This window comes from Pradoshia sp. D12 (assembly GCF_008935075.1).
Classification (GTDB): domain Bacteria; phylum Bacillota; class Bacilli; order Bacillales; family Pradoshiaceae; genus Pradoshia.
On sequence record NZ_CP044545.1, the window covers coordinates 2,293,046 to 2,312,055 of the forward strand.

Annotated in this window: 21 protein-coding genes; 1 reads left to right on the top strand and 20 read right to left on the bottom strand. The window is 35.2% G+C overall.

The window, feature by feature from the left end:
• Positions 1 to 243: 243 nt before the first annotated feature.
• The 15 genes from F7984_RS10925 to F7984_RS10995 form a co-directional block, all read right to left on the bottom strand.
• Complete coding sequence (locus tag F7984_RS10925) at positions 244 to 1,344, bottom strand: metallophosphoesterase (protein WP_140461572.1); 1,101 nt, start codon at positions 1,342 to 1,344, stop codon at positions 244 to 246.
• Between the two features lie 125 nt (positions 1,345 to 1,469).
• A complete protein-coding gene (locus tag F7984_RS10930; RefSeq protein WP_181162009.1) occupies positions 1,470 to 3,080 on the bottom strand; it encodes an ATP-binding protein in 1,611 nt (536 codons plus the stop codon).
• Positions 3,081 to 3,222: 142 nt separating this feature from the next.
• The gene (locus tag F7984_RS10935) at positions 3,223 to 4,065 is read right to left on the bottom strand and encodes a DegV family protein (protein WP_139891799.1); all 843 of its coding nucleotides are present in this window, start codon (positions 4,063 to 4,065) and stop codon (positions 3,223 to 3,225) included.
• Positions 4,066 to 4,395: 330 nt separating this feature from the next.
• Positions 4,396 to 5,139 carry a twin-arginine translocase subunit TatC gene (gene tatC, locus F7984_RS10940; protein WP_140461574.1) on the bottom strand — a complete coding sequence of 248 codons (744 nt, stop codon included), beginning with the start codon at positions 5,137 to 5,139 and terminating at the stop codon, positions 4,396 to 4,398.
• A 79-nt stretch (positions 5,140 to 5,218) separates the two neighbouring features.
• On the bottom strand, positions 5,219 to 5,413 hold the full coding sequence (locus F7984_RS10945; protein ID WP_066107160.1) for a twin-arginine translocase TatA/TatE family subunit: 195 nt from the start codon (positions 5,411 to 5,413) through the stop codon (positions 5,219 to 5,221).
• Positions 5,414 to 5,562: 149 nt separating this feature from the next.
• Positions 5,563 to 6,831 carry a threonine ammonia-lyase IlvA gene (gene ilvA, locus F7984_RS10950; RefSeq protein WP_140461575.1) on the bottom strand — a complete coding sequence of 423 codons (1,269 nt, stop codon included), beginning with the start codon at positions 6,829 to 6,831 and terminating at the stop codon, positions 5,563 to 5,565.
• Between the two features lie 273 nt (positions 6,832 to 7,104).
• The gene (locus F7984_RS10955; RefSeq protein ID WP_225983582.1) at positions 7,105 to 7,833 is read right to left on the bottom strand and encodes a lysophospholipid acyltransferase family protein; all 729 of its coding nucleotides are present in this window, start codon (positions 7,831 to 7,833) and stop codon (positions 7,105 to 7,107) included.
• A gap of 25 nt (positions 7,834 to 7,858) precedes the next feature.
• Positions 7,859 to 8,347, bottom strand: coding sequence for a dihydrofolate reductase (locus F7984_RS10960; RefSeq protein WP_140461576.1), 489 nt, complete (start codon positions 8,345 to 8,347; stop codon positions 7,859 to 7,861).
• A gap of 287 nt (positions 8,348 to 8,634) precedes the next feature.
• Positions 8,635 to 9,642 (bottom strand): glycosyltransferase family 2 protein, encoded by a 1,008-nt coding sequence (locus F7984_RS10965; protein ID WP_181162010.1) that lies wholly within the window; start codon positions 9,640 to 9,642, stop codon positions 8,635 to 8,637.
• Between the two features lie 91 nt (positions 9,643 to 9,733).
• Positions 9,734 to 10,510 carry a GT-D fold domain-containing protein gene (locus F7984_RS10970; RefSeq protein WP_066107169.1) on the bottom strand — a complete coding sequence of 259 codons (777 nt, stop codon included), beginning with the start codon at positions 10,508 to 10,510 and terminating at the stop codon, positions 9,734 to 9,736.
• Between the two features lie 40 nt (positions 10,511 to 10,550).
• Positions 10,551 to 11,579 carry a hypothetical protein gene (locus F7984_RS10975; protein ID WP_066107173.1) on the bottom strand — a complete coding sequence of 343 codons (1,029 nt, stop codon included), beginning with the start codon at positions 11,577 to 11,579 and terminating at the stop codon, positions 10,551 to 10,553.
• A 53-nt stretch (positions 11,580 to 11,632) separates the two neighbouring features.
• Positions 11,633 to 12,568, bottom strand: a complete 936-nt coding sequence (locus F7984_RS10980) for a glycosyltransferase (RefSeq protein WP_066107176.1) — start codon at positions 12,566 to 12,568, stop codon at positions 11,633 to 11,635.
• 193 nt (positions 12,569 to 12,761) lie between these two features.
• Positions 12,762 to 13,700 carry a glycosyltransferase family protein gene (locus F7984_RS10985; protein WP_175354301.1) on the bottom strand — a complete coding sequence of 313 codons (939 nt, stop codon included), beginning with the start codon at positions 13,698 to 13,700 and terminating at the stop codon, positions 12,762 to 12,764.
• A 71-nt stretch (positions 13,701 to 13,771) separates the two neighbouring features.
• Positions 13,772 to 14,143 (bottom strand): hypothetical protein, encoded by a 372-nt coding sequence (locus tag F7984_RS10990; protein ID WP_066107177.1) that lies wholly within the window; start codon positions 14,141 to 14,143, stop codon positions 13,772 to 13,774.
• 250 nt (positions 14,144 to 14,393) lie between these two features.
• A complete protein-coding gene (locus F7984_RS10995; protein ID WP_066107182.1) occupies positions 14,394 to 14,753 on the bottom strand; it encodes a DUF1360 domain-containing protein in 360 nt (119 codons plus the stop codon).
• Positions 14,754 to 14,874: 121 nt separating this feature from the next.
• Here F7984_RS10995 and F7984_RS11000 point away from each other — a divergent pair, with 121 nt between their 5' ends.
• Positions 14,875 to 15,405, top strand: coding sequence for a CotY/CotZ family spore coat protein (locus F7984_RS11000; RefSeq protein WP_066107185.1), 531 nt, complete (start codon positions 14,875 to 14,877; stop codon positions 15,403 to 15,405).
• A 258-nt stretch (positions 15,406 to 15,663) separates the two neighbouring features.
• Here the strand turns inward: F7984_RS11000 and F7984_RS11005 are convergent, their stop codons facing one another.
• The 5 genes from F7984_RS11005 to F7984_RS11030 all read right to left on the bottom strand — a co-directional run bounded on the left by F7984_RS11005 (position 15,664) and on the right by F7984_RS11030 (position 18,990).
• Positions 15,664 to 16,203: a hypothetical protein gene (locus F7984_RS11005; protein WP_066107189.1), complete on the bottom strand. Its 540-nt coding sequence runs from the start codon at positions 16,201 to 16,203 to the stop codon at positions 15,664 to 15,666.
• A 271-nt stretch (positions 16,204 to 16,474) separates the two neighbouring features.
• On the bottom strand, positions 16,475 to 16,921 hold the full coding sequence (locus F7984_RS11015) for a MarR family winged helix-turn-helix transcriptional regulator (RefSeq protein ID WP_066107193.1): 447 nt from the start codon (positions 16,919 to 16,921) through the stop codon (positions 16,475 to 16,477).
• A gap of 12 nt (positions 16,922 to 16,933) precedes the next feature.
• Complete coding sequence (locus F7984_RS11020; protein ID WP_066107196.1) at positions 16,934 to 17,689, bottom strand: SDR family NAD(P)-dependent oxidoreductase; 756 nt, start codon at positions 17,687 to 17,689, stop codon at positions 16,934 to 16,936.
• A 229-nt stretch (positions 17,690 to 17,918) separates the two neighbouring features.
• Complete coding sequence (locus tag F7984_RS11025; RefSeq protein ID WP_373925469.1) at positions 17,919 to 18,698, bottom strand: sulfite exporter TauE/SafE family protein; 780 nt, start codon at positions 18,696 to 18,698, stop codon at positions 17,919 to 17,921.
• A 64-nt stretch (positions 18,699 to 18,762) separates the two neighbouring features.
• On the bottom strand, positions 18,763 to 18,990 hold the full coding sequence (locus F7984_RS11030) for a sulfurtransferase TusA family protein (protein WP_066107202.1): 228 nt from the start codon (positions 18,988 to 18,990) through the stop codon (positions 18,763 to 18,765).
• Positions 18,991 to 19,010 lie beyond the last annotated feature (20 nt).

Sequence of the window (19,010 nt, forward strand, 5' to 3'; positions counted from 1 at the left end):
ATTAACCACCCTGCGTTTAATCTCTAATACTGTTAATTTTATCAAAATCTGTATTTTCACAAAAGTATTTTGCCTTTGATTGACGGATTGTCTTATCTTTTTAATTGAATTAAAATTATTCAAAGCTCATTATATGAACAAGGTGCTTTAAATCCTAGCTATAACATCCCTTTGTGCACTATTATATTTTGAGATTTAAACACTGATAATTTCGTTTGAGTTTCTTTGACTCGTTATAAAACCCTACTCGAACTGAATTTGAATCGTCACAATTTCAGAGCGTGTACCAATCCGAATAGGCGGTCCCCAAAAACCAAAACCGGATGTTACAATTGAGTTCATCTGACCCTTTTTTAAATAGCCCCAATCATTTTCATATATCGCTTCAGTGATTAGATTTCCCGGAAAAATCTGACCGCGATGGGTATGACCGGAAACCATTAAGTCAACGCCTTCTTGCTGCGCAATATCAAGTTCATAGGGCTGATGTTCCAACAAGATGGCGGGCTTTTCGAGATTTACACCACTCATTAATTTTTCTAAAGGCAACCTATCTTCCTCAGTTCGATCCTTGCGCCCAATGAGAGTGAACTCTTCTTTAACCTCTACGGTTTCATCGTACAGCACTTGAATTCCGCTGCGCTCTAACGCTTCAATCAGTTCCTGCATCGTACCATCGTGCTTATCATGATTTCCAAGGGATGCATACACCCCATATGGTGCCTGTAGCTTGGAAAATATCCGATCGATTTTCTGATCAAGGAATGGTTGAACATCATCGTCAAATAAATCTCCAGGCAAAAGGATTAGATCAGGATTCAGCTCGTTAACTTTCTTTACAAAACGCTCCGCATGGTCTTTACCCGATAGCAACCCAAAATGTGTATCTGCAGCCATTACGATATGTAAGTTTTCAAGGGACGAGGAACCTTTATCCATCTTAAGTTCATAGTTGCGTACGACTGGGCTATAGGCATTATATGTACCGTATATCATAAATGTTATTAACAGCCCTACAGTGATGATCCCTGCCCATAACTGCGTTTTGGGCCGATGCAGCCGTGTCAGGCGTAGGAGAATAACTGTAATATGAGCAAGAGGAACTAGCATTAACAGTAAGTAAAAGCATGCCATCCAATAAGCACCAACAATATTTAAAAATGTCAGCCCAGAAAAGCGGCCAATTATAAATGAGCTTGCTGCAAGTATAATGATGAAGCTGTATAGGATCTTAAATCGCCGGCTTGAAGATTCCGGTCGTAGCCAACGATATCCCCGCCAGCCTATATAGTAGACGAGGCCACCATAAAGCAGCAGTGCAATAATCAGAATAAGAATGAACATATGTATTCCGAAAGACTCCTTTTTACATAATTTTTATCGTTTTAGTTTAATAAGGTAACATCCTACTTTATTATGACTTACCTATTCTTGATTGTTAATTTATTTGATTTTTATTTTATTCCATATCAACTAAAAGGGACATAAACTTTAAATGTTGTACCTTTGTTTTTCTCACTTTCGACTTCAATTTTCCCTTTCATTCTCTCGATAACTTGATAACAAACCATCAATCCAATGCCGGTTCCTTTATCTTTTAATGAGTAGAAGGCTGTGCCTAAACGTTTTATTTGTTCCTCACTCATGCCAATACCTGTATCTGATATCGAAAAGACTATACACTCTCCTTCTTTCTGAATGGATAAAGTCAGTTCGCCGCCATCCTTCATTGCCTCAATCCCATTTTTCATAATATTGATTAATACCTGTTTCACTTCATTTGTATTTATGTATATTTCCAAGTCGAAATCCAATTCGAAGTGTAAATGAATATTGCTGACCATTAAGGCATATCCGTTCATTAAATCAACAATATGAGCGGAGAACTCTGATAACATCACATATTCCTTCGATCCTAAGTCCGGCTTGGCAAGAGATAGATAATCGTTAATAATTCCTTCAGCCCGATTGATTTCGTCCACCATTAATTTTATATATGATAATTCCTCTTCAGATAACTTGCTTTTATTTTGGAAGATTTGCAGAAATCCTTTCACAACGGTCATAGGATTTCGAATCTCATGAGCAACAGATGCTGCTAATTGTCCAATGGCATTCATTTTTTCAGCTTGTTGCAGCTCTTTTTGGATACTCGTCCTATATACAATATTATCAATTTCCTTTATGGCTTCATCAAAATTATTAATCAGCATTTCATTATCAGATTTGGAACCAATTTGTACTGAAGTAATTGAAAGCTTTTCAAATAAAATATGAAGCTGATGAACCATAAAGTTGAATTGTTCAAAAAGCTCCTCAAAATCTGTTGAGGAATCTTCGGTTAACTTTATATTAAACTCACCCTGACTTACCTTCGTTATCCCTTTAATCAGCTTATGAACAGGGCTCATTAATTTATTTATATAATGATGAAGGACACCATATGCCATACAAAAAATGATCAATATACTTCCAATGAATAGGAGTGTCCAATACAAGTTTTTCGTGAGCACTTCATCTGCATTGATTGTCACCGCTAATATAGCTTTATTAGACCCTTCTAATCCATCAATCCCAGCATAGGCATTGACCCATTTATTCGAAGATTCCTTATATATTTCTGTTATTTGCGGATTTTCACCATGTATGACCTTTTGAATATAAGGTAGGGTTCGTTTGCTTGGCATAAAGGGGGACCCCTCCTTTATACCATTAGGTTGAGTACCATCTGATGCACTGATGATTTCATAATGCTTTTTATTTTCGTTATATAAAATAATATGTCCGGAATATAAGTGATTACTCTGTTTATCCATTTCGTTTAGATAGGTTTTCAGTTTAGACCTTGCACCAATTGAGGAATCAGTATTAACTGAAGCTTCATTTATTAATCGGGAGGAAATCATTGATGAGCCAACCATAACCATCCCCTTACCTCTTTCATACAATATATCTTCTGTATAACCATTAATTAATTTATACCCAATAATTGAGATAAGAATGATAGTAATGAGCATTATCAAAACTATTAGCGTCAAAATTTTGCGTTTGATTGACATCGGCTTTTTTATATTCTTCATAGATCCCTCACACAATTTCATAGTATCTATCTATAATTAGACAAAATTAGGCAGTTTTCCTGTAATAAATATAAAATAATAACAAAATCCAAAAAAAATACACTATCTCCATCTTGGATAGTGCATTTCTTTTACTGTTAAATTAGTCGGCGTAATACATAAAGCCGATTGCCCCAATTCCCGTATGTGTACTAATAATCGGTGTTGTTTCATAAATTGGTACATCATCTATACCAAGTTCACGGATTATCATTTCTTTCAATTTTGTTGCAAGTTCCATTGCATCTGCGTGGGTTATACCAATCCCCTTTAGAACTTTCCCCTCAATATCCTGCATAAGCTGCTTCACTAAGAATTTCACGATTTGACCTTGACTTCTCACTTTCGCTACAGGGGTATACTCTCCCGTATCAAGTGAAGCAATCGGTTTGATATTTAAGAGAGAACTTAACATTGCTTTTCCTTTTCCAATTCGGCCGCCCTTAACTAAATTCTCAAGGGTATCCACCACAACAAAAAGTCGAGTATTTTCCCTAATATGATCCAATCGTTCAACAATCTCATCCATCATTTTACCTTCTCTTGCCATTTCAGATGCCGCTAGTACCTGGAATCCTAATGCATTGGATATATACTTGGAATTAACTACAGTAACTTTCCCATCAGCCATTCTGGCAGCAGTTTGAGCCGATTGTACAGTACCGCTCATTTGAGCAGTCATATGAATAGACAACACTTCACTTCCATCTTCTGTAAGCTTATTATATACTTCCAGAAATTCACCCGCTGGGGGCTGTGAACTTTTTGGCAATTCTTCTGATTGCTGCATTTTGGTAATAAATTCTTTAGATGTAATATCTACTCCATCAATGTATGTTTCGCCATTTATTGTTATTGAAAGTGGTACAACTGTTATGTCATTTTCTGCGATGATCTCCTTTGGCAGATCAAGCGTGGAATCAGTAACAATTTTAATATTTGGCATAGTTTCACTTCCTATATGTATGACTAATCATATTATACATGGTAGAAAATAAAATTTAAATGAATTTCATTTTCCTTAATATAAGTTTATGAAAAATTCTTATAATTCAAATACTCAATTCCAGCAAATCCTACCATGTAAATTTGTTAATCGATTTACGTTAAACGAAAGCATAACTGGCATGCAGCTGTACTAAATATATATTTCCTAAATTTAACTATTTATTATTTCCCCTCATCATGTATATAAACTCCAAGCTATTCTATTATTAAAAATAAAAAGAGTGTGAATCACTGTAGATTCACACTCTGCTGCATTCAAATTTCGTACTTAATTTAAATCCTTTTCCAGTTCGTACTGTTCTGCTTTTTTTTGCTTTCGTTTATATACAAATTTTGATAGTGAAATGCTAATTTCATATAACAGCAATAACGGAACTGAAACTACAAAATCAGATAAAAATTCAGGCGGTGTAATAATAATCGCAACCACGATTAACACAAAATATGCGTATTTCCGATACTTCGCCATAATATACGGATTCAAGATACCCAAGGACGTCAAAAACATCATGACGACTGGCAATTCAAAGAGAAATGCAAACGGCAATGACATATGAATAATAAATTTCAAATATTTATCTGCCGTATAGGATGTCGTCATCACATCATTACCCAAATCTGTCAAGAAACTCATAACGATTGGAAAGATGACAAAATAGCCAAAGGATAATCCTGCTATAAACAGAAGAAATAATGCAGGTATATAGGATAATGCAATTTTTTGTTCGTGTTTCAAAAGTGCAGGTTTAATAAACAGCCAGAGTTGAATTGCTAGAACAGGTATTGTACAGGCAATAGCCACTATGGAGGCTATTGTAAAGTAAATCCACATAACATCACTAGGGCCAAGTACAATAAGCTTCTCATCTACATTACGAGTAAAAAATTTATATATGTCTTTAACGAAGAAAAAAGATACACATAAAAACAGTATAAAAGCAGTTACTGTGATGATTAACCTTGTTCTCAATTCATCAAGGTGCTCTATCATATTTAATTCTTTCTCTTCCAAACTAGAGTCACGCCTTTCTGAATCCCTTTAAAGAGGTGCAAGAATAAATTCTCACACCTCTTTTAAATAAACTATTAAATTATTTATTGATTTCTTTTTTAACATCCTTTATATCATCCACTACATCACTGGTTAAATCTTTTGTAGAATTTTTAAATTCACGTAATGTTTGACCGAAGGCCCTGCCGATTTCAGGTAGCTTCTTAGGTCCAAAGATAATCAGGACAAGCAAAAGGATTAACAGTAATCCTGGTACACCAATATTCGAAAACATTCTTTTCTCCCTCCCAAGCTGAAATGAATCTAATTCTATTATAATTGTTTTAAAGGTAAAGAAAAGTAATAATTTCATATACAAACATAATATGTTAACTTTTACTTATTTAGGAATGCATTTTGTTATATATAAATCACCCATTCTTCTTATATTAAAAATTGATGAAGGCTGCTTCCTTTCTTTACTTCAACAAATTGGAATCCTTTATTCTCCATTCGCTGCATCAGTCCATTATAATCTTCTCTTTTTTGCAATTCGATGCCAACAAGTGCAGGACCATTGTCTTTATTATTCTTCTTCGTATATTCAAACCTGGTTATGTCATCATTTGGTCCAAGCACCTCATCGAGAAATTCTCGCAGTGCACCCGCTCGCTGTGGAAAATGAACAATGAAATGATGCAGGAGACCTTCATATTGAAGAGAGCGGTCTTTGATATCCTGCATTCTTCCAATATCATTATTACCTCCGCTTATGATGCACACGACCGTTTTTCCTACCAATTGCTCTTGATACAAATCCAGTGCTGCAACGGACATAGCTCCGGCCGGTTCAGCCACAATCGCGTGTTCATTATATAATTCCAGAATCGTGGTACATACTTTCCCTTCCGGCACAGTAACCACATCCTTAAGCAAGTCACGGCAAATAGCAAATGTTTTCTCTCCAACCTCTTTTACTGCAGCTCCATCAACAAAGGAATCAATTTGCGGAAGTTTAACCACCTGTCCCTCTTTGATCGCAGTTTGCATAGATGGTGCCCCAACTGGCTCCACACCGATACAGGCAGTATTGGGAGAGACACTTGCACTGTATGCAGCTATACCTGACATCAATCCGCCGCCGCCAACACTACCAAAAATATAGTCAACAGGTACATCCATATCCTGAAACATCTCAACAGCTACCGTACCTTGTCCTGAAATCACATTTTGATCATTAAACGGATGAATGAACGCCCTATTTTCTGCTTCCTCACATTTCCTTGCTTCTATAAATGAATCATCAAACGTATCACCAATCAGGATAATTTCCACATATTCTTTGCCAAATAACTCCACCTGATTAACTTTTTGTCTTGGAGTGGTCGTAGGCATATAGATTTTACCCTTTACCTTTAATTCATTACATGCGTAAGCAACTCCCTGAGCATGATTGCCGGCACTGGCGCATACTATACCATTTTGCAATTCCTCTTTCGATAGATTTAGCATCGCATAAAATGCCCCACGCAATTTAAAAGAACGTACATATTGAAGGTCTTCTCTTTTCAAATAAACATTACAATGATACTTTTCTGACAACCTCTTATTTCTTTGCAAAGGAGTGTGAGCAACCTTGTCTTTTAATTGCTGATACGCAATTAAAATTTGTTCAGGCGATACCCCTTCATTTGTTTTCACCAGATGCCTCATATGCTCTCCTCCATTACTTTTATTAATTTATAAAATTATAGCAGGTACGAATAATAAATCAACAGAATTTTTAGAAAAATCAATATAGTAGAATTCAACTGATATACTTTTAATAATTTACAAATTAATTCCGTGTGATTAATTTGGCTACATTGATGACTTGATGAAATGCTGACCACTTTTTCAAAGCTTCAAAAAACGACAAAACAGGTAGAATTTTCTCCACCTGTTTTGTCGTTCTAGCACTAATGATACGTATGCCTTTGATTTGATTTATGCACCCTTTAACAGATTGCTTCTTTCCTCTTTGATTCTAGTATGAATATGTTCAGCCACTGCTGTCATTCCCTCTTCTTCGTATTGTTCAGAGGTAATCGCAGGCAATATAACAAGTTTAACCTTCCCAGGCTTTATCTTATTATTGTTATTCTCAAACAAGTCCGCAGTACCTGTAATCATAAAAGGTACAATCGGCACCCTAGTATCTTTAGCAAGACGCAATGAGCCCGCTTTAAATTCACCAATCTCCTTACCTCTGTTGCGAGTACCCTCTGGAAAAATGAGAATTGAGTGGCCATCCTTTAATTTCTGTACCCCTTCTCTAATAGCCTGTATAGAAGCACGTCGATCCTTACGATCCATAAACACGCAGCCCATTACTTCCATCCAGCCAGCAACAATCGGAATTTTTTTTACTTCAATTTTTGAAATAAAGCCAAACGGCTTGGAGATACCAGCCATTAATACGGGTATATCAAAATCCCCTTCATGATTTCCTACAAATAATACTGGCCCATCCGGAATATTTTCGGCCCCTACGACTTCCAGCTCACAGCCTGAATTCTTTAAAAATCCTTTTGCCCATTTTTTCGGAATTTGTTGAATTTCCACATCGTCATGAGCATTATTTTTCTCATAAACCTTCTTCATTTTAGATAGTCCTGGTAAGCTGTACAATAAAAAGCCGCATAAATAAATAACCATATAAATTAACCGTAGCAATGTAATAAACCTCCTGTATCGAACCCTACTTGCGTATGTATTCTTTAAAATAATAATCGTATGGATTTCTTTCGTCTTTTGGTCCTTTTTCAGATGAAAGCAATTCCCATTCTTCATCATAATTTTGAACCGGGAAGAATGTATCTCCTTCAAAATGATGATCAATATATGTCAAATAGATTTTTGAAACATACGGAAGAAGCTGTTCAAATAATACTTGTCCCCCGAATATGACACATTCAGTATCGGTATCTTTTTCTATTTGAAGAATTTCATCCACTGAGTGTACGACTTTTACTCCATCAACGACCCAAGATGGATCTTTCGTTAAAACGACATTCGTTCTGCCAGGAAGAGGCTTTCCTATAGACTCAAACGTTTTTCGACCCATAATTAAAATTTTACCCATCGTGGTTTGTTTCACATGGACCATGTCGGCAGGAATACGCCATGGAAGATTATTATTGATACCGATAACTCGATTTCGATCATGTGCTACAACAATTGAAAACATCTTAATCCCCCTTTTGTTTAATCTTCTCTTGTTAAATTTTAAATATCCGTCTTCGAAAAATCATTGCAAATTTCATTTTATCTCATATATTGAGTATCATATAAGATAGAAAAACCGAACCACAGTCGGGAACGGTTATATTGACTTGGATATTTACGACTAACAGACTACTAAAAGTCATTTACTACTTGATATACGAAACAATTAAATATTACTGACTTCTTAATCGTCAATGGACCTATTTAACCATTTAAATAACGGATTTGCAAGGTCAAATTTCTAACAATCTATACATGTTTATTCAGTAACATGATATAAACTTCTTTCAAAATCCCCTCCGGTAGATGATTTAGATTTATTGTGTTTTTAGAAATAAAAGGTTTTTGGAATTCCTTAGTTACATAACGGGCATTATATTTTATGATTTCGTAAAATGCTAACCTCAGGTCCTTGTTGTAAAGATGGTCATATTTATGGAGTAATTGATTAATATCTCTTATTGTTACTTGCTCGCTAATCAGCTCTAAACTCATAGCATACACTTCAATTGAAGGATGTTTATCCATGAAATAGCGATAATTTAGTAAAGATTCCTGTAATCTTTTCTTGTTAACTTCATGTTCTTGATGAATTGTCCCCACAGCACGATCCACTTTAAATGTAGCACCACACTGGTGGAGCCTGTACCCTAATTCCCAGTCCTCCCATCCATAGCCAATAAACTTTGGATCAAACCTTCCCGCCTGGTCTAATAAAGTACGCTTCACTGAAAGATTACCACCCATGCAGGCAACCCAAGGAATCAGAAATTTGTCCAATTCATCCCCATAAGGGACAATGATATTAGAATAATAATAATCTTTAAAACGGATTAAGTTTTGAAATTCTTCACTTAGGAAGTTTATATTCTGGTCCACGATTTTTTTTTGGGCTCTTTGAGTTATATAATAATAATACATGGCGCCAGTTAAAACCAAGTTTTCACATTTCTCATGCCTTTTAACATGATTTTCAATATAGTCAGGATAAACCAACATCTCCGCATCAAGAAAAATGATTAAATCCCCATCTGTATTGGCAATCCCTATATTCCTTGTTTCTGCAAGTCCCATTTTTTTATTATTTCGAACCATACGAAAATGATTCGGAAGATCAATTGTACTGGTGCGATCATCTGATGCATCATCCACAATCATCACTTCATAATTATCATGACTTTGTTTCCGTAATGCTTCAATTGTATTTTTAAGCTGTTCATACCGATTGTGACTCGGAATGACAATTGATACTTTCACGATTTTTCAACTCACTTACCTAATCATATTTTCCGATATCAATCCAATTTTCATTCTTCAAGCCCATCAATATAAGCCAGAAACAGCACATCTACATTTTCATTAATCTATCTAACCCGATTATTTCATTGATCCAAGAATCAGTAACAATTTCATCCGTAATAAATGTCTGCATTCCTGAACCTATATCGAATGCTACTTTTCCATACCTGGATGCTATATATGGGGTAAGGATAAGTGCATTTATCCCTGCTCCTAAAAAACATATATCAAAATCGATTGTTTTAAGCTGTTTTTTTACAGTTGGTATATCATCATAGGAATAGATAGGTAGTGCTCCCACTACTTTTACACCTAATGTTTTTCCATACTTATCTTCCATACCCTTTTTAGCTTTTTCAGCCAGTGATCCAATTAATAATACTTTTCTGTTACGTAATATTTCTTCAAACTTATCTTTTTGCGACTTCATAAAAACTCTTCTAATATTAGCTTCAAAATACTCTTTTGGTTGGATATTATAAATTGAAAAAACACGCTCCGTGATTTCCTTGGAATTTTCTTCAATTGTGTTATAACCCACAATATCAGCACTATTCACCGCGGCAATCCCTTCCATTTGAGCAATGGGGTTTGGAAACCTTATTCCACGATGATAAAAGCCTTCTTTCACATCTTTATTGGCTATCTTTTTTTCCTTTCTATAATGGCCTTGAAATTTATTTAAAATAGGATCCTTATCGAATTGATCTTGTCCCATCACAACGGCTTCGGTTTGACCGACTGATACAATCGATAGAGGCCTTTGTTTTTTCAAACTTCTTAAAATACGGTCCATTATTTCACCGCTTGATAATTGGTTTGACAAATTTCTCTCTCCCTTCGCTAAAAAAATCACATATATTAGATTATTTTTCTATCCATTTACAGTAGCTTAGTAAATCATTTACATGCTTTGTAACCCATGATTGCTCAGGAGTTCTCCGACTATTATTCTCAAATTTATTTAAATACCATTGAATTAAATAACATTTATAAAGGATTCGTGCTGCGAGATAACTACCATAAAATGGTTCCCATTTAACTGGCTGTGAACTGTATTTATTCCATCCGTCAACATAGGACCTCAAAGCTGTTTCATTTAACTGACTTGTAGGAACATGAATATCTTCCTCACCAATATATTCCATCAATAAAGTCATCGGTCCAATTTTCATATTCTCAAAATCAATAATTAAAACCTGGTCATTAGAATAGCTAATTAACGTATTAAACTTCGAAACATCACCAGGATGCAATGTACATGGTACTCCGTATAATTTATGGATTATTTGCAATATCCATTTTTGATCCATTCTTTTAATTAAATCTAAAAATTCAGATCCGCCAATCATTTTCAAAAGATCTTCTCTGCTTTCACGGAATTTAATACCCTCATAGATTTCATCAATATGGTTACGAATAGATATTTTGTCAATAAAGTGATCTAACTTCCCTCTATAATCTTCGTTCGTATTTATCAATTTATCAATCTTATCATTATCAAACTCATTTATTTGATTTCCCCACTTAGCTGCAAACTTCCCATAATCTTTATAAACCCTTTTAACGATTGCTTGATCACTAAAATCTGGGTTTACTCCTTCTATCCACTCTAGAATCAGGACCTTTACATTATTATGGGCATCATAGGCTATGATTTTTGGGATTTGTTCTTTTACAGAGTTAGATAATTTACTATAAAAAAGCACCTCAACCAGTATCGCTGAATCTCTTCCATATTTAATTAATATTTGTTCGGGTATAGCATTTTTATTTTCCCGCCATTTGATACGCTCTATTCTCTTTGAGGCGTCAAGTATCAACTCTCTTTCCAAAATCTCAAACGAATCCAAGCTCAGAATCTTTGCAATCTCATCAGAATTAAGTTCAGACATTCAATTCCTTCCTCTCATAATAAGCACAAGCATTTATGATTAATCTATCTTCCTTACTTCTGTTCATTTGTTATTATTTCCTGAATCAACTCGACAAATTGTTTTGCACGCTTTTTCGTCGTATGGTGTTCATGAACCATCAAATAGCCTTGTTTAGAAATCTTATACCTTTCTGATTCATTCTCCAGATAATACTGCGCCTTTTCCTGAAAATTATCTTCATTGATCTCCACAAAATGCACTCCTGGTACAAATCCCATGTCTTCTAACTCGTTCGATGAGGGAGCTAGCAACAAAGTCCTGGAGGCCGGTACTTCTAAATATTTTGTAAGAACATACTCATATCTTGAATTACATGTAAAAAACATTTTGGAGCGGTTTATTTCTTTTGCATATTTTTCACCAGCAAATACATTCTCTTCGTCATCATCTATATTTCGATAACCAGGATGCTCATGATAAACAAATCCAGGCTTATCTTTCATAGCTTGTACAACTTTATGTCTAATCGGATAGACCCGATGGTGTACCGCCCCCATTAACAAATAATCTATTTCTTTTTCTAACTTATAATCTTTAAAAATAGCTGGATTAATATGTTTGGGCAGCCATTTCATCATATGCGCAAACTCCGGATACCACTCGAGAAACTTATCGCGATAATACACAAATATATGCTTTACATTATCAGCATGGAGAGCTTCTTTCCTATCCTTAATATGATAATGAATATCATATAAATTAACTGCAAAAGGGATTTCCAAAGTGCTGAGGCCTGTAATTTTTGGAGAGTTACTTTCTCCGAATTCATTTATGAAAATAAAATCCGGTTGAACTTCTACTTTTTTCAGAATATCCTTAATATCGCCTGACTCATGCCAAACAGTTAAATTTGTTAGCTTGGCTACCTCCATCAATAAATAGTGAAACTCTGGGGATATATATTTGCTGAAATCACCAGTCGTCACAAGAAGGTTTATTTTTCGCACTTGTTTCCCTCCTTAAAAATATTAGAAATTACAACTTGTCTTTTCATACTATGAATAACTTCGCAAAAGGTAACTATAAATACCCAAATCGTGTATTTAGAACTGCTAAACTAATTTTTTTAAATTATTTCCGGCAAAAAAACAGCTGCCGATTTTGTCGACAGCCACAGATATAGATAAGGTGTTCATATCCTTATCTATCTCTTCTATTCGAAATAATTTCATTTACCGTAAACAGAAATTCCTCTACTCTCTTTTCCACAGAGTGTCTTTCTGCAACTAATTTATAGCCTTTATCAATTATTTGTTTTCTTTCCTCTTCATGCTCTAAATAATAATTCACTTTTTCAAGTACATTATATTCATCTACTTCAACAAATGTTTCCCCATCAATAAACCCCAATTCTTTTAACTCATTTGATCCCGTTCCCATCAATAATGTTTTGCAGGCCAGGCATTCGAAATATTTCATAAGAGGCAGCTTTTCAACAGAATCACATGTTACAAATATTTTTGCTCTTGATAATTCTTTGGCATATGTTATTCCTGTTAAACGATTCGAATTTGCTGGTAATTCTCCATAACCTGGATGATCGAAATACTTAAAGCCTGGATAATTTAACAACTGCTCATACATAGCAAATCGTTTTGGATATACCCTTTTGATTAGAATCCCCATCATTAAACAGTCAATATCCCGCTCTTGCCCATAGTCTCTGAAAATATCAAGTGGAACAAAATGGGGCATCCAAATGTACCGTTCCTTTAATTCGGGGAGGATACGGTTGCTTGCATCCCTATAATGTGTAAAAATATGCTGAATGTACTCCCGCTCATAAAACAGTCTGCGACGGTAAGGTTTATATTTAATCTCATGTATTATAGCCCCTACAGGTATAGAGGTATCCCTTATACCACGTATTGTAGGTGTATAATCCGACTTAAAATCATTTAAAAGAATAAATGAAGGTGACTGCGGCAGTCTACTAAGTATTCCGCTTAAATCACCATCATTTTCCCATATATATAAGTTACATTGTTTTTGAAGTTCTGAGACAAAGTATTCTGTACTTTTATTAACCCGATTATGGAACCTTTTTGTAATAAATAAAATGGTTAATTGTTTAATCAAACGCATATCCTCCTTAAAGCGGCTTCATGTGTTTATAAAAACCACATGAAGCCACATTATCTTTAAATAACTTAAGGAAGTTCAAGAGAAGTGATTTGATTAAATCTTACGATAAATGTCCTTCCTCCAAATGAAGAATCAACTTGTCTAAATTCAGCATAATCATTGCCTACATTAACAACTTGTACATTAGTTAAATCAGGTTCTCCATTAAATTGAGATCTATTGACATGAACTTCTGCAATTTCTTGACCCGTTCTTAAATAATGTCGTAGTAGCTGTCTAAAGGATACTCTTGCAATAGACCTTGATAGGGTCGATTCAGAATTATTCCTGGCCATTTCTTGAGTCGCTGTTATATACTCTGTTAACAGTTGTTTTAAGGAAGCACTTGTAATAGCTCCAGATGGAGTCTGCTTAGATTCAGGGTTCCACTCTGCCATTTTTGTTCACCTCACATATGTTTCAGCTATAATTAGCCGTAATTTAATTATATGGAGATTTTCTATGATAGCTTGTTTGCTTGTCCTATAACTTTTAAAGAATTTATTATGTAAAATGACCATTTTTATTGATGATGTACTTCACCCTAAAAGTTAGAGTTGAAATCTAACTTTTAGAGGTCACCTTATGAATCATTAGAAAATTAAACTTTTACCGAAGCTTTACGCAACTTCTTAACTGAAGTAATATTTATTCTTCTGAATTTAACTTTCCAATAATTGTTTCAATTACCGAACCAATCCCAGCTACAGACAAAACCATCAATAAAAAATAGCTAACTACTGGAATATAATAATCGACCATTACTAAGCCTATACTAACCCATATTCCAGTACACCAATGACAACTTAGTAATTCTCCGAAAAAATGTTTAATCCCCTTTTCTTTAACTATATAAAAAATGATTTCATTGCCTTCTTTATCGACTTCACTGATTTCCTCAAAAAATGGCTTTCTGATAAATTCAGTGATTTTATCAAACACAAATAGGCGTGTTAATCGAAAAGCTGCTAATCCTATTATGAATATTTTTACAATATCTAGCTCCATTATTAATCCCCTTTTTCTTCAATTTTTATAAATACATTTAAAAATAGGCTATATACTCAAACAACTATACTCTTATTTTCATAACCTGTTAGAGAAATGATTTCATCAAGGAGGAGAAGATATGAGCTGCGGTTCTGAATTTGAAACATCCAGTTGTATTTGTGATACTTTACTAGCTATTGTGGAAGCTCAAGATTTAGTAAAACCCGATGAAGAAACTCTTGGAAAAGGCTGCGAAAGAGCAATTAACGAATTAAATAATGGTAAACTTTTTGGAGGATACAAATATAACACGATTCCAATTATGCTTACTGTATTTAACACCGGAAAACTATTTGAGGGGCATGGAACAACTAAAAAGAAGGGAAAATGTTATTTTGTTGAATCCAAAATTTTCCGCATCGACAATGTTGATTCTGATTCTTGTTGTGCAACCTTAGAATTATTAAAGAAAAAAGATCATTTTCCAAAAGGTATAGACTCAGATGACCATCATTATGAAAATCATAAAGATGATTATAAAGATAATCATAAAGAAGATCATTATTTTGAGGAACTCGAAGGAACCGATGCTTATATTACTGTTGATTTGAAGATGTTTGGTGCAGTTACTTGCCTTTGTCCTGTAGCTATCCATCATGATTGTAAATAAACTGGCAGGTTATAATTTACTTTCATATATTTACAGCCTGGGGGTATCTCCTCAGGTTTTCTTTTTGTGTTTGATTTTTATTACCTTCACTTTTGATTCGATTTATTATCTTTAGGCTTATCCTCTTTAGGCTTATCCTTTCCTTCTGATACATCTTATGAAATTTACCTTTTTTTGATTAGGCGATAGCCAACATATTCATAAAAAGATGACCTATTTTTCAATTTCAAGAAAAATAAGGTCATTGTTATGTTTAATCTATATAATAGAAAGTTCATCAACATCATCTATGGCAATTAATCTAATTTTTTCATCTACTTTTACCTTTAAAAATTCTCCACGTTTACTCTCTATTTGCCCAACAAGGGTTTCTCCCTCAATTTTTATTTCACAGAAAGGCTTCTCCACTACTGATGGATACCTTGCTAACCTTATTAATTTCATACGAAGATCATCTTTTAGAGGATCACTTTCGACTTGAACCTCAATATTTTCATCCGACTTGAAATCTTCTTCACCTTGGCTTGTTTTTCCTATAAACAAATTTTCTGTGATATTATCAGTATCTTTTTTTAATGCTTCTTCATGCAACTTCTCTGTAAGTTCATTTTTTACAGCTGCTTCGTCCTCTTGTAGACTATATTCTTCTTGTAATTTATTATCCTCTTTTTCTTTGATACTTCCCTTACTGTGATAAACTTCCTGCATATTCTGAGCAATCAATTTACCTTTATTCACTGGTTGGATAATATAAAATATCGGTTCTTTTTTATTATTTTCCATTTCATTATCATTCATTGTTTTTCTTCCTTTCCTTAATGGGTCATTTTTATATGTATGCATATGGCCTTTGTCCTTTGACAAATTAGTTGTAACAAACAAGCCTTATCATTTAGCCTAAAAGACACATTTTCTGAGACAAGAAGTGAGGTGTGAATTGGTTTACGTCTTGTTTTTGTTATAACAGTGGTAACCTTATCTTCTTATGCTTTAAGGATAGAAACTCACCCTATCGACACAGAAAAGCCGATTGCAAGTTAAAGCAATCGGCCTTGTTCTCTTTATTTTCTCACTTCTTCCCAGATAACCGCCTGTTCTTCATCCCCTCTAGCAATTTCTGTTGAAGGCGCAAATATTCAAGCAGTTCATCTTTGGAAAGTACCTCGAATAGTTCTAAAAAAATCGATTCACCAATCTTTTGGGCCTCGTTTAAAGCTATACATCCCTGCTCGGTAATCTTTAAATAAACAGTGCGTCGATCTCCTTCATCATATAGCCGCTCAGCCAGCTCAAAATGAACGAGTTTTGAGGCAATATGCGTGACTGCTCCTTTGGTGTAGCCAAGCATATCAGCGAGTTCACTTTGCCTTAATGTCTTGCTATCACTAAGTTCAGCCAGAACGAGTACTGCCGATACACCGATTGGATAAGAGTAACGCGACGTGAAATCCACGATGTGCTCATTGGAGACTTGTTCAATGGAATGAATTAAGTCAAATAGATTATCTTGTTCCATCATCATCACTTCTTAACGAAGCATAGTTGCTCCACCATCGACCATGATGGTTTGCCCAGTAATATATTGAGAGTCTGCGCTCGCTAGGAAGACTGCCACACGGCCGATATCTTCCTCTACATCGCCGAAGCGGCCAAGCGGAATTTTATTCACAACAGCCTGGTAGTATTCCGGCTGCGCTTTTGCCCATGTACGTACGCCTTCAGAATCAGCAATCGGACTGATCAGGTTAACATTAATACCATAGCGTCCCCATTCATTAGCGGCAACACGAGTGATTCCGCGGATAGCTTCTTTCGCAGCTGCATAGGCAGCTTGTGTTTGGTCACCATTAATACCCGCTCCAGAGGCAAAGTTAATAATGTTTCCTTTTGTTTCCTTCAAATAAGGAAGGGCTGCCTGCATCAAGTAGAATGTAGGAAAGAATCCTGTTCCAAGTGACAGCTCTAAGTCCTCATGTGTAATCTCTTCAAATAATTTTTGTTTACATGCATGTGCATTATTGACTAACACATCCAGTTTGCCATACTTATCCACAACTGTTTGAATAATATTTGGTAAGTTTTCACGATCCATTAAATTAGCTTTCACAAACATGGAGTTTGGAGAGATGTCCTGCAGAATTTTTTCCGCCGCTTTGCCTGTTTCTTCATTTACATCGACAATCGCGAGGATAGCACCTTCCTTGGCCATTGCTTTCGCCATACCAAGCCCAATACCTCCCGCACCACCTGTAATAATGACAACTTTTTCTTGAAGTTTCCCCATAACAATTTCCCCTTTATTTTCTTATTAAACTATATTTTAACAATAAACTATTTATTAATAAACTAATACGCTTTCATTTTTAATAGCTTGCTTGGTTTTTCATTTATAAAAACTTCTTCATAAAATAAAACATGCTGGCATAATAAAAGCAAGAAACCTATATGAGCTTTCTTGCTTCATAATTAATTTGCTTTTAACATAATACACATTTACTGATTGAGCACTTTACTTACATAAGGATATCCATCCAAAGCTTAACCGCTGTAGCTGCAATGATGACTGCAAGAATCCACTGCAAAACTTTTGTATTCATTGATTTGCTCACCCTTGCTCCAAGTGGTGCAGCAATGATACTTGCGATTATCATGATCAAAGCTGGTCCATAATCAACTTGTCCTGTCAGAATCTTACCAGTGCTTCCACCGACAGAGGAAATGAATGTAACCGCAAGGCTTGTTGCGATTGTCATTCTTGTTGGTATTTTTAGAACAACAAGCATGATTGGTACAAGCATAAATCCTCCTGCTGCACCAACAATTCCTGAAGAAATCCCGACAATAAAGGCAAGAATAGCGGCGAGTGGCTTGTTAAACGTATCTTCATTAAGCGGCTGGCCATCGATTTGTTTTTTAGGAATAAACATCATAATTGCCGCGATAACGGCCAACAAAGCATATACAATATTGACAGCACTCTCTGATAAAAAAAGAGAACCATAGCTTCCTATAAAACTTCCCGCCAGAATGGATCCCCCCATATTAAGAATGAGCTGCTTGTTTAAGTAACCGCCCTTTCGATAAGCCCAGACACCCGAAATGGAGGCAAATAATACTTGGACTGCACTAATACCGGAAACTTCATGCGGACTAAATGCGGCAAGACCGAATAATGGCGGAATATATAAGAGCATCGGGTATTTGATGATTGAACCGCCAACCCCCAGCATCCCTGAGATAAAAGAACCGATGAAACCTATCATAAAAATAACTACTAAAAATAAAATATCCATATGCATTACACTCCTTTCCAATAAAAAAAGCGGACTTCCAAAGTTACGGACGTCCGCTATATTCTTATGCCTTCTGAATATAGAATTTCAGTACTCCGGCTTCTTCTGTTTGCTCTACGATGGTGTGCCCGCCAGATTTAGACCATGCGGTAAAGTCGTTCAACGCACCCTTATCTGTGGCAAGTACCTCCAGTACCTCTCCGGATTGAATTGCTGCTATTGCCTTCTTTGTTCTAACAATTGGCATTGGGCAAGCCAGCCCTTTTGCATCTAATGTTTTAGTGATTTTCATATCAATCTCTCCCTTTGTTA

Bases quoted from the DNA above. Each gene is read 5' to 3' on its own strand.
- F7984_RS11000 (WP_066107185.1), top strand. From the start codon at position 14,875: ATGAGCTGCGGTTCTGAATTTGAAACATCCAGTTGTATTTGTGATACT.
- F7984_RS10975 (WP_066107173.1), bottom strand. From the start codon at position 11,579: ATGTCTGAACTTAATTCTGATGAGATTGCAAAGATTCTGAGCTTGGAT.
- F7984_RS11020 (WP_066107196.1), bottom strand. From the start codon at position 17,689: ATGGGGAAACTTCAAGAAAAAGTTGTCATTATTACAGGTGGTGCGGGA.
- F7984_RS11030 (WP_066107202.1), bottom strand. From the start codon at position 18,990: ATGAAAATCACTAAAACATTAGATGCAAAAGGGCTGGCTTGCCCAATG.
- F7984_RS10935 (WP_139891799.1), bottom strand. From the start codon at position 4,065: ATGCCAAATATTAAAATTGTTACTGATTCCACGCTTGATCTGCCAAAG.
- F7984_RS10930 (WP_181162009.1), bottom strand. From the start codon at position 3,080: ATGAAGAATATAAAAAAGCCGATGTCAATCAAACGCAAAATTTTGACG.
- F7984_RS11025 (WP_373925469.1), bottom strand. From the start codon at position 18,698: ATGGATATTTTATTTTTAGTAGTTATTTTTATGATAGGTTTCATCGGT.
- F7984_RS11005 (WP_066107189.1), bottom strand. From the start codon at position 16,203: ATGAATGATAATGAAATGGAAAATAATAAAAAAGAACCGATATTTTAT.
- F7984_RS10945 (WP_066107160.1), bottom strand. From the start codon at position 5,413: ATGTTTTCGAATATTGGTGTACCAGGATTACTGTTAATCCTTTTGCTT.
- F7984_RS10995 (WP_066107182.1), bottom strand. From the start codon at position 14,753: ATGGAGCTAGATATTGTAAAAATATTCATAATAGGATTAGCAGCTTTT.
- F7984_RS10960 (WP_140461576.1), bottom strand. From the start codon at position 8,347: ATGTTTTCAATTGTTGTAGCACATGATCGAAATCGAGTTATCGGTATC.
- F7984_RS10990 (WP_066107177.1), bottom strand. From the start codon at position 14,143: ATGGCAGAGTGGAACCCTGAATCTAAGCAGACTCCATCTGGAGCTATT.
- F7984_RS10925 (WP_140461572.1), bottom strand. From the start codon at position 1,344: ATGTTCATTCTTATTCTGATTATTGCACTGCTGCTTTATGGTGGCCTC.
- F7984_RS11015 (WP_066107193.1), bottom strand. From the start codon at position 16,921: ATGGAACAAGATAATCTATTTGACTTAATTCATTCCATTGAACAAGTC.
- ilvA (WP_140461575.1), bottom strand. From the start codon at position 6,831: ATGAGGCATCTGGTGAAAACAAATGAAGGGGTATCGCCTGAACAAATT.